At 62.7% G+C, this 14944-nt stretch carries 12 protein-coding genes and 1 pseudogene; 7 read left to right on the top strand and 6 right to left on the bottom strand.

Annotated elements, in window-relative coordinates; genetic code table 11:
• Positions 1–22 precede the first annotated feature (22 nt).
• From G552_RS0104325 to G552_RS0104305, 4 genes and pseudogenes are all read left to right on the top strand, one after another.
• Positions 23–1180 carry a PQQ-dependent sugar dehydrogenase gene (locus G552_RS0104325; protein ID WP_084640373.1) on the top strand — a complete coding sequence of 386 codons (1158 nt, stop codon included), beginning with the start codon at positions 23–25 and terminating at the stop codon, positions 1178–1180.
• Positions 1181–1377: 197 nt separating this feature from the next.
• A pseudogene (locus G552_RS0104315) lies at positions 1378–2442 on the top strand (PQQ-dependent sugar dehydrogenase); the annotation flags it as partial.
• A 44-nt stretch (positions 2443–2486) separates the two neighbouring features.
• Complete coding sequence (locus tag G552_RS0104310) at positions 2487–3590, top strand: PQQ-dependent sugar dehydrogenase (RefSeq protein ID WP_027881911.1); 1104 nt, start codon at positions 2487–2489, stop codon at positions 3588–3590.
• 19 nt (positions 3591–3609) lie between these two features.
• Positions 3610–4662 (top strand): C39 family peptidase, encoded by a 1053-nt coding sequence (locus tag G552_RS0104305; RefSeq protein WP_051195674.1) that lies wholly within the window; start codon positions 3610–3612, stop codon positions 4660–4662.
• Between the two features lie 46 nt (positions 4663–4708).
• Here the strand turns inward: G552_RS0104305 and G552_RS0104300 are convergent, their stop codons facing one another.
• The 6 genes from G552_RS0104300 to purU form a co-directional block, all read right to left on the bottom strand.
• Positions 4709–6019: an ABC transporter substrate-binding protein gene (locus tag G552_RS0104300; RefSeq protein ID WP_027881909.1), complete on the bottom strand. Its 1311-nt coding sequence runs from the start codon at positions 6017–6019 to the stop codon at positions 4709–4711.
• Between the two features lie 12 nt (positions 6020–6031).
• The gene (locus tag G552_RS0104295; protein WP_027881908.1) at positions 6032–6856 is read right to left on the bottom strand and encodes a carbohydrate ABC transporter permease; all 825 of its coding nucleotides are present in this window, start codon (positions 6854–6856) and stop codon (positions 6032–6034) included.
• Complete coding sequence (locus G552_RS0104290; RefSeq protein WP_051195677.1) at positions 6849–7778, bottom strand: carbohydrate ABC transporter permease; 930 nt, start codon at positions 7776–7778, stop codon at positions 6849–6851. The genes G552_RS0104295 and G552_RS0104290 overlap by 8 nt, the downstream gene beginning before the upstream one ends.
• 70 nt (positions 7779–7848) lie before the next feature.
• On the bottom strand, positions 7849–10566 hold the full coding sequence (locus tag G552_RS0104285) for a PD40 domain-containing protein (RefSeq protein ID WP_036270247.1): 2718 nt from the start codon (positions 10564–10566) through the stop codon (positions 7849–7851).
• Between the two features lie 23 nt (positions 10567–10589).
• Positions 10590–11831, bottom strand: coding sequence for a S1C family serine protease (locus G552_RS0104280; protein ID WP_027881905.1), 1242 nt, complete (start codon positions 11829–11831; stop codon positions 10590–10592).
• Between the two features lie 67 nt (positions 11832–11898).
• Positions 11899–12759: a formyltetrahydrofolate deformylase gene (purU, locus tag G552_RS0104275; RefSeq protein WP_027881904.1), complete on the bottom strand. Its 861-nt coding sequence runs from the start codon at positions 12757–12759 to the stop codon at positions 11899–11901.
• 80 nt (positions 12760–12839) lie between these two features.
• Between purU and G552_RS0104270 the strand changes: the two genes are divergently transcribed.
• From G552_RS0104270 to G552_RS0104260, 3 genes are all read left to right on the top strand, one after another.
• Positions 12840–13835 (top strand): sensor histidine kinase, encoded by a 996-nt coding sequence (locus tag G552_RS0104270; RefSeq protein ID WP_027881903.1) that lies wholly within the window; start codon positions 12840–12842, stop codon positions 13833–13835.
• 153 nt (positions 13836–13988) lie between these two features.
• Positions 13989–14468: a prepilin-type N-terminal cleavage/methylation domain-containing protein gene (locus G552_RS0104265; protein ID WP_027881902.1), complete on the top strand. Its 480-nt coding sequence runs from the start codon at positions 13989–13991 to the stop codon at positions 14466–14468.
• A complete protein-coding gene (locus tag G552_RS0104260) occupies positions 14465–14941 on the top strand; it encodes a type IV pilus modification PilV family protein (protein ID WP_027881901.1) in 477 nt (158 codons plus the stop codon). Before G552_RS0104265 ends, G552_RS0104260 begins: the two co-directional genes overlap by 4 nt.
• The last annotated feature ends 3 nt before the right edge of the window (positions 14942–14944 follow it).

Below are 14944 nucleotides of genomic sequence, written 5' to 3'. Positions count from 1 at the left end.
ACCTGCCCCGATCCTCTACTACATGGTTGCCGGTCTTTGCTTGGGCCTAGTAGGCTGCCAGGAGAACACCCCCCCTCCCCGGGGTGAGCCACAGGTGCGCCTGGTTTCCGTGGTCTCCTCCGGTCTGACCCAGCCGCTCTACCTAACCCACGCCGGGGATGGCAGCGGCGACTTATACGTGGTAGAGAAAGCCGGGCGCATCCGGCTGATTGAGGGGGGCACGCTGCGCCCACAGGCCTTCCTCGATATCAGCAGCAAGACCTCCAAGGGAGGCGAACAGGGTTTGCTGGGCCTGGCCTTCCACCCCAGCTACCGCAACAACGGTTACTTCTATGTGAACTACACCAACAGCGAGGGCGATACTGTAATTGCTCGCTACTCTGCCAACCGCAGCACCAAGCTAGCCGACCCGAACTCCGAACAGGTGGTGCTCACCATCGACCAACCCTACGACAACCACAACGCCGGCTGGCTGGGCTTTGGCCCCGATAGAATGCTCTACATTCCCCTGGGGGATGGCGGCTCGGGAGGCGACCCCCAGAACTACGCCCAGCGCCTCGAGGCCCAGAGCGGGAACCGCCACTTCCTGGGCAAGGTGCTGCGGATTGATGTAAACAGCAGCGAACAGGGTCGAAACTACCGCATTCCCGCCGATAACCCAAGCCTGGGCGGTCGGGTGTCGGAAATCTGGGCCTATGGCCTGCGCAACCCCTGGCGAGCTAGCTTCGACCGGCACACCGGCGACCTGTGGATTGCCGACGTAGGAGAGCGTACCCAGGAGGAAATCAACCGAGCCCCCCAGGGAGGCAAAGGCCTCAACTACGGCTGGAAGATTATGGAGGGCACCCACTGTTATGCTAACCAAGTTGCCCCGGGATGCAACCACCCTAGCCTAACCCCACCCGTACATTCCTATGGCCGAAGCGATGGCATCTCGGTTACAGGGGGCTACGTTTACCGGGGCTCGCGCTTTCCCCGCATGCAGGGCCGCTACTTCTTCACCGACTTTGGCTCCGGCCACCTCTGGAGCCTGCGCCTGATCAACGGTGCCTGGACCCACAAAACCGAGGTTTCTTCGGCAGGCAACGGCTTGGCCTCTTTTGGGGAGGACGAGCAGGGGGAGCTATACGTAATAAGTCTGTTTGGGGGCCAGGTCTGGCGCCTGGAAGACCAGCCCTAGCCGAGTCCGTGACTCACACGTTGTACAAAACATATACTGTCCTGTACCCACTTTCCTCATATCTGCCCATTTATGCTAGGGCCGTGCGTCTGCTGGGTTTGCTATTTTTGTTCGGTTTTGCCTGGGCACAGCCCCAACCTACTTTCCGGGTCGAAGAGGTAGCCCGCAACCTGGGGGTACCCTGAAGCCTACGGTTTGCCCCCGATGGGCGCCTGTTTTTCACCCAGCGGAACAACCCTGTTGTAACCATAGGCGCGCTGAACTTGCGCAGTAGCCAGATCACCTTCTACCAAAGCCAAGCCCCCGTGCGCAACGAAGGCGAAGCCGGGGTCATGGGCCTCGAGCTCGACCCTGGTTTTGCCCGGAACGGCAGGCTATACATCTGCTACTCCTACTGGAAAGAGGGCATCCAGAGGGAAAACAACCGCCGTAACCGGCTCTCGAGCTTCACTTTATCGGGAAACCGCCTGACCGACGAGAAAATTCTGCTCGACGACATGCTGGGCTGGTGGAACCACAACGGCTGCCGGGTGGTGTGGGGCCCCGATGGCAAGCTCTATGTCTCGATGGGCGATGCCGGCGATGCTCCCTCCAACGTGCCCGGCGAGTTCGGCTTTGCCGCCAAGGCCCAGAGCCTGAAACTACTGGCAGGAAAAATCTTTCGTATCAACCCTGATGGCAGCATTCCTCCCGACAACCCCTTTTACCAACAGACCACCGGAGCAGCTAGGGCTATCTGGAGCCTGGGGCACCGCAACCCCCAGGGGCTGGCCTTCCAGCCCGGCACCGGTCTCTTGTGGTCGACCGAGCACGGCCCCAACACCCGGGATGAGCTCAACATCATCTACCGAGGCAAAAACTACGGCTGGCCCCGCTGCAGCGGAACCCAGCCCTGGGGCACGGTGCTCGAGGTTGCCGCCGACAACATGACCTTCAACTGCACCGGTGAAGACCTACGCCAAAGCTATCAGCCTGCCCTACGGGAGTACGCCGGGGGCGATGAACCTACCGTTGCCCCCAGCAATCTAGCCTTTTACACCGGACAGGCCTTTCCCCAGTGGCAGGGGAGCCTGTTCTTCGTCACCCTAAAAACCGGGCGGCTTTATAGGCTAGAACTGCAAAATACCCGTATTCTTGGCGAAGAAATTCTAATCGATGGCCAGTATGGCCGCTTACGCGATCTAGCCATAGGCCCAGACGGTTTTATCTACCTTTCCACCGACCAGGGGCAAATCCTGCGCTTGCGTCCTGCCAGCCTGTAGCCCAGACCCATCGGTCTCAGACTCAGCCTGGCTAGACTAGGCGCATGCGAATCCTTCTCGGTTCTGCCCTGGTATGGTTGGGCCTAGCCTCTGCCCAGAGCATCCAGCTGATTCCCGTAGCCAACAACCTGAGCCGCCCTTTGTTCCTCACCTACGCCCCCGACGATACCGGTCGGCTCTTCATAGTGGAACAAGGCGGCACCATCCGCATCCTGCAAAACGGGCGCCTTCTAGCCGAGCCCTTTCTCGATGTGACAAATCTGGTTTCCTGTTGCGGCGAACGCGGCCTGTTGGGCCTAGCCTTTCACCCCGGCTTTCGCCAAAACCAGCTATTCTTCGTCAACTACACCAACCGCCAGGGCCACACTGTGATCGCCAGTTACCGGGCTAACGGAAATCGCGCCGACATCGCCTCGGCCCAAATTCTGCTCACCATCGAACAGCCCTATGCTAACCACAACGGCGGCATGATTGCCTTTGGCCCTGATGGCATGCTCTACATCGGCATGGGGGATGGTGGGGCCGCAGGTGACCCCCTTAACGCCGGACAGCGGCTCGATACCCTGCTGGGCAAGATTCTACGCATAGACGTAAACCGCAGCGAGGGGGGACGGGCCTATGCCATTCCCGCCGACAACCCTGTCCTGGCCGGACGCCGCAGCGAAATCTGGTCGTATGGCTGGCGCAACCCTTGGCGCTTTAGCTTCGACCGGGAAACCGGGGACATGTGGATTGCCGACGTGGGGCAAAACGCTGTAGAGGAGGTACACTTCCAACCCGCCAGCAGCAAGGGGGGCGAGAACTACGGCTGGCGCATCATGGAGGGAGACCGTTGCTACAACCCCCCGCAAAACTGCAACCGCGAGGGGCTGGTGATGCCGGTGCTCACCTATACCCACGACCAAGGCCGCTCCATTACCGGGGGGTATCGCTACCGCGGAAACGCCATGCCGGCCTTTCGTGGGGCGTACTTCTACGGCGACTACGTGAGCGGGCGCATCTGGGTGGCTACCCTGCAGGGTGGACGCTGGCAAAGCCGGGAGGTTTTGCGCACCGAGCTGAACATCAGCTCTTTCGGGGAGGACGCGGCTGGCGAGCTGTATGTAATCGACCACCGGGGCACGGTCTACCGCATGGCCCAGCGCTAGGATAGGCCATACTGGAACAATGCGGACAACTTCAGGTAAAAAAGCCCTCGGCTGGACTTTCTTCTTCCTTCTTTTGCCCGCTTGGGCCCAGCCTGCCAGCATTTTCCTGAGCGGGGCTCGCCACGAGTACCAGCGCTTTAACAACTGTGGCCCGGCCACCTTAGGCATGGCCCTGAGCTTCTGGGGTAGCCCGGCCACCCAGTACCAGATTGCCCCGGTACTCAAGCCTAACAAAAACGACAAAAACGTGAGCCCCGAGGAACTGGCCGCCTATGCCCGCCAGCAAGGGTTTGGGGTGCACCTGGGTGTGGCCGGTGACCTGGGTCTGCTCAAGCGTCTGCTGGCCGGGGGTTTCCCGGTGGTGGTCGAGACCTGGTTCATTACCCCCGACCACGGTGGGATGGGCCACTACCGCCTGCTGGTGGGCTACGACGAGCGTCAGGGCCACTTCAACGCCTTCGATAGCTACCTCGGCCCCAAGGTGACCTTGCGCTATGGCGAGCTAGACCGGCTTTGGCAGGTGTTTAACCGCACCTATCTGGTGGTCTATCCCAAAAGCCGTGAGGCAGCCCTAAGTGCCTTGTTGGGCCGCCGCAGCCTCGAGGCCACAGCGTGGTCGTTGGCCCTCGAGGTGGCCCGTCACGAAAGCCAGAGCACCCCGGGCAACGCCTTCGCCTGGTTCAACCTGGGCAGCGCCTACCTCCGGCTGGGCCTGGCCCAGGAAGCGGCCAGGGCCTACGACCGCTCACGCCAGCTCCCACCAGACCTCCACCTCGACCCGCGCCGACCGGCTGATGTGGCCAGCCCCTGGCCCTGGCGGATGCTGTGGTACCAGTTCGGCCCCTACGAGGCTTACTTCAAGACTGGGCGCTACCCAGAGATGGTGGCCCTGGCCAACGATGTGCTGCGCCGGGCTGGCGACCACGAGGAGAGCTACTACTGGCGCGGCTTAGCCCGCCAAGCCTTGGGCCAGCAAAGGGAAGCCCTGGCCGATCTTCAAAGTGCACTGCGTTACCGGCCCAGCTACCGCGAGGCCGCTTTGGCGTTGCAAGGCTTGCAGGGCTCGAGGTAAGCAAAACCCCAGCGCAGCAGGCGCGCTTGCGCTGGGTTTCTAAGAACTACTGCCGCACGCTGGCATTGTAGCGGGCTAGCACCGCATCCGCTCGCCCTTTAGCCTCGCTAAGGGCCTGCTGGGCTGGTTTGCCCCTCAGGGCCTCTTCAATGGCCGACTGGACAATCTGGCGAATCTCGGTAAACCCGCCCATCAAGCAACCCGCCGAAGCGTTGTTGACCTTGGAGGTTTCCAACTGCCGCACCGCGGTGGTGTAGTTGGGCTGGCGCACATAGGCCTGCCGCACACTGGGCAGCTCGGTCACCCCCCTCACCACCGGGAAGTAGCCAGTGCCAATGATCCATTTAGCCTGAATTTCCGGACGCAGCAAAAAGCGGATAAACTCCCAAGCTGCCTGGGTTTCGGCTTCCGGGAAGCCTCGGATCAGATAAACCGCAGCCCCTCCGATAGCAGTGCCGTTGCGCTCCTGCAGGTAGGGGTAAAAAGCTGTGCGCACCTGGAAGCGATTGCCCACCTGACGCAACACCCCGGTCAGCGAGGCCGTGGAGTAGATGGCAATGGCGGCCTGTCCCTGGGCGAAAAGGCTCTGGCTGTCGGCCCAGTTGCGCCCGGTGTTGGCCGCCACCCCTTCCCGTACCAACCGGGCCCAGGTATCGAGGAAGGCCACGGCTGCGGGGTTGTTGAAGGTTACCTCGGTGGCTCGAGCCTTGCGACCGTTCTCGTTGTTGCAAAAGAACTGGCCCGAGTTATAGGAGAACTGCTCCACGAACCAGCTATCAATAGGAATGGAGAGGCCGTAGCGCAGGGTCTTACCCGAGGCGTCCTTGACGGTCAGCCTGCGCGCAGCGGTCTCGAGGTCGGCCAGGCTCCAGGTATTGCGGTAGGGAATGCCTGCTTCCTCCAAGGCCCGGGCATTGAAGTAAAGGATGGGATTGGAGCTGTTGAAGGCCAACCCGTAAAGCTTGCCATCCACCGTGTAGTAGTTACGGGGCTGGGGCACGAACTGCGAGAGGTCAAAGTTGTTGGCCCGGGCTAGATCCTCCAGCGGTATCACAGCACCCGAGTCGGCCATAAAACGGGCCCCGATATCGTAGACCTGGATAACGTGGGGCCGGCCCTGCCCCCCTGCGCGCAAGGCCGCTTGCAGCTTGTTTAGGCCCTCGTCGTAGGAACCCACAAACTGGCTGCGAACCGTAATCCGGTTCTGTGCCGCGTTGAAGTCCTTGACCAAAGCCTCGGTGGCCTCGCCCAGCACCCCACCCATGGAGTGCCAGAAGTCGATGGTCACCCGTTGCTGGGCTAGACCTAGGCTGCCCAACACTACGCCTACCAGCAGACCAAACCCGTGCTTCTTCATGCTCTTCCTCCCTTATCCCTTAAGCCCGCCTAGAGCGATCCCCCGGATGAAGGTTCGCTGGGCGAGCAAAAAGGCCAGCAAAGTAGGCAGCAGCACTAGGATGGCCACTGCCGCTACCACGTTCCAGCTCGAGACCTCTACGCTTTGCACCTGAGCGATGGCCACCTGGGCCGTCTTCATCTGGTTCTGGTTGACCACTACCAAGGGCCAGAGGTACATGTTCCAGGCCCCCAAGAAAGAAAGCGCTCCCAAGGCTCCTAGAGCCGGAGCAGCCAGGGGCAAGGCCACATGCCAGAGGGTGCGCAGGTGGCCAGCCCCGTCTATCCGGGCTGCGTCAAAGAGGTCCTGGGGTAGGCTTTTGAGAAACTGGCGCAGCAGGAAGATGCCCAGGGGCGAGGCCAGAAAAGGCACGATTAGCGCAGCGTAGCTATTGATCCAACCCAGCTGCTGCACCAGGAGGTAGCGGGGTAGAAAGGTCACCTCGTCGGGGATCAACAAAACAGCTACCACAAAGCCAAACAACAGCTTCTGCCCTGCGAAGCGGATACGGGCTAGGGCGTAGCCCAGGGTGGCCGAGGTGAACAGCACCCCTAGGGTGATGCTCAGCGAGACCAGCAGGCTGTTCAAAAGATAGCGGCCCACCGGGTGTTTTTGCACAGCCTCCCGGTAGGCCTCGAGGGTCGGCTGTGGCGGCCACAGACCGGGAGTGTATAGGTCAGCCTCGCTGCGGAAACTGGCTGAAAGCAGGCTCAACAGGGGCAGGATCAGAAGCCAGGCGTATACCCCCAAAGCCAGGTAGAAAAGCGGACGGGCCAACCAACGCGGTAGACTAGGCATAGTGCACCTTCCCACCTAGGAGGCGGAACTGCAAAGCCGCCAACAGCAACAGCACCAGGAATAAAACCACCGCCTGGGCCGCAGCATAGGTGAAGCGGAAATTGAAGAACGCATCCTGGTAAAGGCGATAAACCCAGACGGTGGTGCTTTCCATAGGACCTCCCCGGGTTAGCAGGTGAATCTGGCCAAAGGCGGTAAGGCTCGAGAGCAGGGTAAGGAGGCCCACCAAGAACAAGGTGGGCGATAAAAGCGGTAGGGTAATGCGCCAAAACTGCGTCCAGGCGTTGGCCCCATCGATCCGGGCAGCCTCGTAGAGGTCTTCGGGAATCTGTTGCAGTCCCGCTGTGAGCAGGATGGCGGTGAACCCCACCCCAGCCCAGGCCGTCACCACAGCCAAGGTGGGCAGCGCCAGTTCAGGGCTGGTCAACCAAGGTTGGGCGGGGAGACCCAAAGCCTCAAGCCAGCGGTTCAGGCTTCCACCCACCGGGTGCAAAAACCATCCCCAGGCAATTGCAGCCACCGCTGTGGGCACTGCGGTCGTTAGAAAGAAGAGGGTGCGGAACAGTCCTACTCCAGGAAAGGGGCGAGCCACCATCAAAGCAGCCAGCAAGCCCAGCAAAAGCTGCAGTGGGGCCACAATAGTGGCAAAGGCAAAGGTGGCCCCCACCGAGCGCCAGAAAGCCGAATCGCGCAGCAGCTCAGCATAGTTGGCCAGACCCACCCAGACCTGCTCCCTGCCCAGCAGGTCCTCTCGGTGAAAAGACAGACAGAACGCATTCAGGGTGGGCCAGACCATGAACATCAACAGCAAGCCCACCCCCGGGGCCACCAGCCAGAGGGCCTCGAGGGCTTCCCCTCTAGTGAGAAAGCCTCTCTTTAGGTGGGACGGTACACGGGAGATAGGGGTACGACGGGTTGCCATCAGACCTCCAGTCCGGCTCAGCATCCCGTCTTTGTATCAGGAAAGTTTCAGAACAAAGCAGATTTTCCGCTTACAAACCCGGTATAACCAGACTAAGGTAAAACCGCGGTGCAGGCTCGCTCAGCCCTTGGGCCCCGCCCAACACCAGGCTGTAGCCGGGGGCCAGATAAAACAGCGTCAGGCCCAGCCGCAACTCAGCCCCTATGGAAAAGCGAATCTGGTTCCAGTCCAAAGGCGAACCGGCCACCCCGGCATTGGCGAATAGGGTAAGGCTTAGGTCTTCGAAGAAAAGGGGCCAGTTGCCCCAGCCCCGCTCGAGGCGCCAGGGGGGCAGGCGGTATTCCAGCGCACCGGCCAGGGCCTGGGCCCCCCGGAGCTGGCCTGGCCCGTAGCCCCGCACGGCCAGCACTGGGGCACTCCCCAGCCCCAACAGGCCCCTTCCCAGGTCAAAGGCATCCAGGGCCAAAGGTGAGGTGGTCCAACCTCCCCCAAGGCGTAGCCCAACCAGGTGAGCCTCCTCTAGGGGCAGCCTGAACTGGAAGCCTAAAGCCGCCTGCAAGCTGTACTGCCAGTCTGGGTGGCCTTCCCGCACAAAGGCCGTGCCCACCACACGCAGGCTGTTGCGCAGGCGAAACAAGTCGCTAGCGCTGGTACTGGCCCCCTGTAGGCCCAAGGAAAAGCTGTGGGTGACGGTATTTCGCTCCGGGTCGAGGGCCGGCTCGAGCCTGTCCGAACGCAGGTACCCCAGGCCCAGACTGCCCTGGGGTAGCCAGAAGGAGGCCGACAAGCCCTGAAGATTGTGGCGTCCCAGACCAGCAAGCTGTAGGGTGAGGGGGAAGCCCAGGCCGGTATAGCGGTAGGCCAGATTGTAGTACAGCTCCCCCCCGCCACCGAAACCGGCCTCGAGGGCATAGCCATGCAGGCCCACCGGGTCGGCGGCGGACAGAGAAACCCCCAAAAGAGGGCTCAGACCAAAGCCCCCCACCCCGGCTACGGGGAGCCAGTAGCGGGGTACCAGGTAGGGCCAGGGGTCGTAGGGCTCGGGCGGTGGCCCTTCCGCCACCGGCTGGGGGGAGGGCCGCGGCTCGTGGGCCAAAACCACCCGTTTCCAGGCTTCCGGCCGGTAGGCCATTTGGTAGAGGTTGTAGCCGCTTTCGTCGTAACCGGTGAAGATCAGGTGCTGCCCGTCGTGGGCGAACGTGGGCTCAAAAGCCCCGGTCAGCAGGTTGGTCACCTGGAAGACCGCCCCGTCCTCCAGGCGGTAGGCGTAGAGGTTGTAGACCTGGTTCACATCGGCGCTGTAGAGCACATACCGCCCATCCGGGCTATAGACCGGGTCGCGCTCCACGTTCTTATCCTGGGTCAGGGGGATAAGGGCCCCGCTGGCCAGGGTGTACAGATACAAGTCCTGGAAGCCCCCCCGCCGCAGCAGGGCTAGCACCAGGCTCTGGCCGTCGGGAGCCACCGCCAAGGAGTGAATCACCCCGTCCTGTTGGGGAAAGCGCCGCAGGGGTTGCACCTGCTTTAGCGCGGGGAAGTAGCGGGCCAACTCGGTGGAACCGTCCGCCGTGTTGCGGGCCAGGAAGATGCTGTGACCATCGGGAGCGTAGCGGGCGTAGTAGACCCGCTGGCCCTGGGTAAGCCGCCGCACGCGGCCCTCTAAGCAGTCGTACTGGTAGAGATCGCTCTCCACCCGGTAGGGCCCCTGGGCGCTGCGGGCCACAAACAAGAGATAGCGCCCATCGGGCGACCACTCTGGGTACTGAGCCGCACCACTCCACAGCTCACGGTCCTGCCCCTCCTGCACCAGGCGCAGGCCGCTGCGCCAAGGAGAAGTATGGGCATACACCAGGCCACTCGGCGAATCGGTGGGGCTTTGACTGAAAAACCCTAGCTGGCTAAGACGGACGGCTGGGGTTAGCCCTTGGGCACGGATGCGGGCGATCTCCTCAGCAAACTGCTCCGGCAACCAGCGCACAAAATCGGCGTAGAGCTGGTCGAGGGAGACCCCAAAGGCTTTTAGGAAAGGTTGGTTGAAATCCTTCAGGGCCAGCATGCCCGCGTTGACCCGGCTGAAGCGGGTGTAGGCCTCGGGGCCGAAGCGCTCCTCGAGGTAGCGCACCAGCCAGGCGCTATAGTTGTAGACCAGAAAGCCCAGGTAGGGCCAGCGAGTGCGGCCATAGGCCTGGCGAATCTCGTCCAAACTGGGGAATGCCCCCAAAAGGGCCATCTGGCGCAGGAACATCCGGGTAATGGCCTCGTTGAGGCGCGACTCGCCCAGCTTTTTGTACTTCAAATACACCACCGCGCCTTCCACAAAGGGGAAGGGCTTGATGGCGCTTTGGGCGGGAAGCTGGCCGAAGATGCGGGTGCGCTCCTTGAGGGGCCCCTGGGTCTGGGTTAGGTCGAAGAGGTGGGCCACCTCGTGAAAGACCACCGCCTCCCACCAGGAGTCCAACCGGGGGTTGAAGAAATCGGCCAGGCGAAACTGGGCCGTGTAGATGCCCGCCACCAGGTTGACCGGGTCGGCAAAGCCGTTGACTACGTCGCCCACGTCGGCCAGCACCAGCTGCAAGCGTCCGGGGGGAGGCTCGAAGTCGGCGGCCAGCAGGCGGTAAGCCCGCTCAGCGTGCCAGGCTGCCTCTCGCGCGGGCGCCTCGAGGCCTTGGGGGTAGTGGATGTCAAAGTGCTCGGTGCGCAGGGTGAACCAGGCCTGAGTGGGGTCGAACTGGGCCAGCCCTACCGTGGTCAGCAGCGCCCACCAAAGGGCGACAAAGCGGCGTACCAACGGAGCCCCCCACTCTGGCAAAATCAGCGGATAATCTGGGGCACCACCCGCACCTCGCGGGTCTGACCGTCGCGCCAGACCTTGAGGACGACCGCCTCGCCCGGCTTCTTAGAGAGCAACACCGCCCGCAGGTCGTTGATGTTGGTGATGGGGTTGCCATCCGCCTCGAGCAGCACATCCCCGTTCACCCCTAGCTCAATCACCTGGCCGCTGCGCAGCTGAAGCTGCACGCTGCGCGTCGCGGAGCGCAGCCCGGCCCGCTCCGCCGGACCGCCGCGCTCTACTTGCTGAATCATGAGACCGGTCTCAGGCAGGCGGTTCTGCCGGCGGATATTCTCGGGGTACTGGTTCATGGGCAGGAGGGAAAGGGTGATCCCCAGGCGGGGCCTCGAGCGGATGATCTCTTCGGCGGTGATGTCCTTGCCGGCCTTGAGGTCGGCCAGGTACTGCTTGGCCAGGTTGATGGGAATGGCAAAACCGATGCCCGCCGACTGGGCCTGGCCCCCGAAAACTCCAGTGGTGCTGTAGATGAAGGTGTTGATGCCAATGACCTCCCCGCGCGAGTTCAGCAAAGGCCCCCCCGAGTTGCCGGGGTTAATGGCGGCATCGGTCTGGATAACGGTGGGCACGAAGGCCCCCTTGCCGCTGGCACTGCCGTCGTTGGGGTTGCGCCGGATGGCCGAGACAATGCCCTCCGTAACGGTAAACTCCAGACCAAAGGGGTTGCCCATGGCGATGGCCTTCTGCCCTACACGCACCTGGTCGGAGTCGGCTAGGCGCATGGGCTTGAGCTTCTCGCGCGGGGCCTGTACCCGAATCAGGGCCATATCCAGCGGCTCGGCCCGGCCCACCACCCGGGCGGGATAGCTTTTGGGATCGTTGTGGAAACGCACGGTGATCTGGTCGGCCCCCTCAATCACGTGGTAGTTGGTGAGGATATGCCCCTCTTGGTCTATCACGAACCCCGAGCCGGTGCCCTCCTGGGGCTGAGGCTGGAAGAAGGGGGCAAAAAACCCCAGGTCGCGGCTGGCTGGGGCACTGCGCACCGCCACGAAGACCACGCCATCCCCGGTACGCTGAACCACCTCGATGGTGTTGCGCTCGTTTTCCAAAAGGGCCCGGTTGGGATCGAAGGACTGGGCCTGCGCCTGAGCAGCGGGGGTCGGCTCGAGGGGCGCCTGGCTTTTGCTTAGGTTAAACCAGGCCACCCCACCCCCCACGACCAGCAGGAGGCCCAAAACAATCGAGGCGCTTCTCATAGACATCTCAAAAACCTCCTTCTTCCAAGGTAGCAAGCCACGGTGAAGACGACGTGAAGCCGGTTTATGAGACTCAGGAAAAGACCACGGTTTTGTTGCCATAGACGATGATGCGGTCTTCCAAGTGCCAGGCCACCGCCCGGGCCAGCACGGTGCGCTCGAGGTCGCGGCCCAAGCGCACCAGGTCGGCTACGTCGTGGCGGTGGGAAACGCGGGCCACATCCTGCTCGATGATGGGCCCTTGGTCGAGTTCCTCGGTCACGTAATGGGCGGTGGCCCCGATGATTTTGACCCCACGGATATAGGCCTGCTTGTAGGGATTGGCCCCCACAAAGGCAGGCAGGAAGGAATGGTGGATGTTGATGATGCGGTTGGGGTACTGGGCCACGAAATGGGGGCTGAGAATCTGCATGTAGCGGGCCAAGACCACCAGGTCGCTGCCCGATAGCAGCTCGAGCATCCGGGCCTCGGCCTCCTCTTTGCGATCCTTATCCACCGGTACATGGTGATAGGGGATGCCGAAGCGCTCCACCTCGGGCCTGAGGGTTTCGTGGTTGGAGATGACCTGGGTGATCTGGCAGGGCAGTTCACGGTTGGCGTGCCTCCACAGAAGCTCGAGCAAGGCGTGGTCGTATTTGGAGACCAGGATGGCCACCTTTTTCACATCAGCGGCATAGGCGATGCACCAGTCCATCTCAAACCGGGCGGCTACCCGCTCGGCAAAAGCTTTTTCCAAAATCTCCCGCGAAACATCGAGATGGGGGGTTTGGAATTCCAGGCGCATGAAGAAAAGCCCCCCCTCGGGATCGGTGGAGTGTTGGTCCAAAGCGGTGATGTTAGCCCCGTGGTTGAAGAGGAAGTTCGAGACCGCCGCCACGATGCCGGGGCGGTCGGGGCAGGTAATGAGGAGACGCGCGGTGGTGTCGGACTGCATACCACCCCCCAGGCTACACAGAGAGGGCCTCTGGCTCAAGGACGGTCTTGGCAGGCTGGGGCAAAGCGTAAACTAAGGCCATGCCGCTCAAGCACCAACTGGCCTGGGTCATCGGCCTGCTGGCCTTTGTGCCCAACCTGGTCATCGTGCTGACCTTCTGGATGGCCAACCCAGAGCGCCCCCCCCAAACCTCGCTTTTCCTGCTGGCCTGGGTGGGGGTGCTGGCCCTGGTGGCTGCCGGAGTGGGCTATGGGCTAGCCCACACCCTGCTCCAGCCGGTGGACGAGCTCACCCGCAGCCTGTATTACCTACGCGGAGCCAACCGCACCCTGGCCGAGCTATCCCTCCCTACCCCCAAACAGCGTCCCCCCGCCGAGATCGCCCAGCTACGCGAGGGCTTCGAGGAGGTGCTGGATCACCTGCGCGCGCTGCTCGAGGCCCGCGAGGCCACTTACGCCGCCCTGACCCACGACCTCAAAACCCCCCTGCTGGCCAGCCTGCGGGCGCTGGAATACCTGGAGGAAGCCGACAAAATCGGGCCGGAAAAGCGCAAGGAGATGTTGCGTACCCTGCAGGAAGAACTGAACCGGAGCTATCAGCTGGTGGAAAACCTGCTCACCGCCAGCCACCTCGAGGCCCAGCGCATCCAGCCGGAAAACCTCAACCTGCGCTCCGTTCTGGAGGATTTTCGCCTGCGCTACGCCCAGCAGGCGCAAAAGCGCGGCCTCTGGCTGGAGATTGAAGGGGCCGGGCAAGCCCGGGCCGAGCGGCTTTTGCTCGAGCGGGCCGTGGCCAACCTGGTGGAAAATGCCCTGCGCCATGCCCGAAGCCGGGTGGTGCTGCGGGCGGGAGAGGGCTGGCTCGAGGTCGAGGACGATGGCCCCGGCCTGCCCGATAGCCTGGAAACCCTCTCCCAGCCCTTCCGCAGCCAACGCCTGCGGGGGGTGCGGGCCGGCAGCGCCGGGCTGGGGCTGTACGTGGCCCGCCGGGTGGCCGAGGTACACGGAGGACGGCTGGAAAACCTGGCCTCCTCGGGGCAGGGCACCCGGCTCAGGCTGTGGCTGTGTGAGATTTGACCCACCCCAGCCAGACATATCAATAACCACCAAACCCGCCCCCACACGCGCAAACATCCTCTTGGCATAATGCAAGTAACCATATCTATGTAACGCCCTAACCCCCAACAGGGGGTGTTCGACTCAGCCTGCTTTCCCCAAACTAAAGGCGGTATGTCTGAAGGGCTAGAGTTAAAGAAAACCCATCCATCAACGGGGCGGCCCCTGGGGTTCACCCTGCTCGAGCTCCTGATTGTGATGGCCATTCTGGGGGTAGCAGCCGGGATCGGCATCGCCCAGTTCCGCACCCTGGGCCAGCGCCAGCAGGCTGCGGCTGCCGTGGATCAGATTCGCCAGCTCTTCTGGCAGGGGGCCACCGCAGCGGCCAGCCGGGGCGGCACCAACTTCCTGCTAGTGCGCAGCGGAAACACCCTGCGGGTAGAGTCCCAGGTCGATGGCAGCGTACTGCGCAGCGTAACCCTGCCCAGCGGGGTCACCTGTAGCCTGAGCGAAGGAACCCTGGCCACCTTCACCTCGCCGGGCAAGGTCAACTTCTCCAGTAGCTTCCCAGCCAACCGCCAGTTCACCATCTCGGCCAACGGGCGAACCCACACCCTTACAGCTACCCTCATCGGGGAGGTGCGCCGGCAATGAGAAACCGGGGTCTGACCTTTATCGAGGTGATTGTGGCAGCAGGGGCCCTGGCCATCGTACTGGGGTTGTTTACCACCCTGCTGGTGGGCAACATGCGCCAGACCAGCGTGGTGGGAGGTCGGGCTCAGGCCAACCAGCTTGGCATATTCTTGGGCCGGCAAATCCTCGAGGCCGACGACCGGGCCCTGCCCGCGGTGGGCGGCAGCCTCGAGTGGGGCTATGGCCAGCTCAGCAACCCCAGCACTGGCTTTGCCAGCCTCACTGCCGAACAGCAGTTCGGCAACATCAACCTTTACCGCGCCCGCATCGCCAACCAGGGTACCCCCTCCTGGGCAGGTAGCGGCTGGCAGATTCACCAGTACCGCATCGAGGTCTGCTGGCAAAGCCCCGAAGGCGAGCAGTGCGTGCGCCAGAGCATCATTGGCCCCTCACCCGCCGCAGCCGGCAGCGAAATCGTGACCAACATCAACTAGGGG

Origin of the sequence: Meiothermus rufus DSM 22234 (assembly GCF_000423425.1) — a bacterium.
Lineage (GTDB): Bacteria > Deinococcota > Deinococci > Deinococcales > Thermaceae > Meiothermus > Meiothermus rufus.
This window is presented reverse-complemented; position numbering and strand designations above follow the sequence as displayed.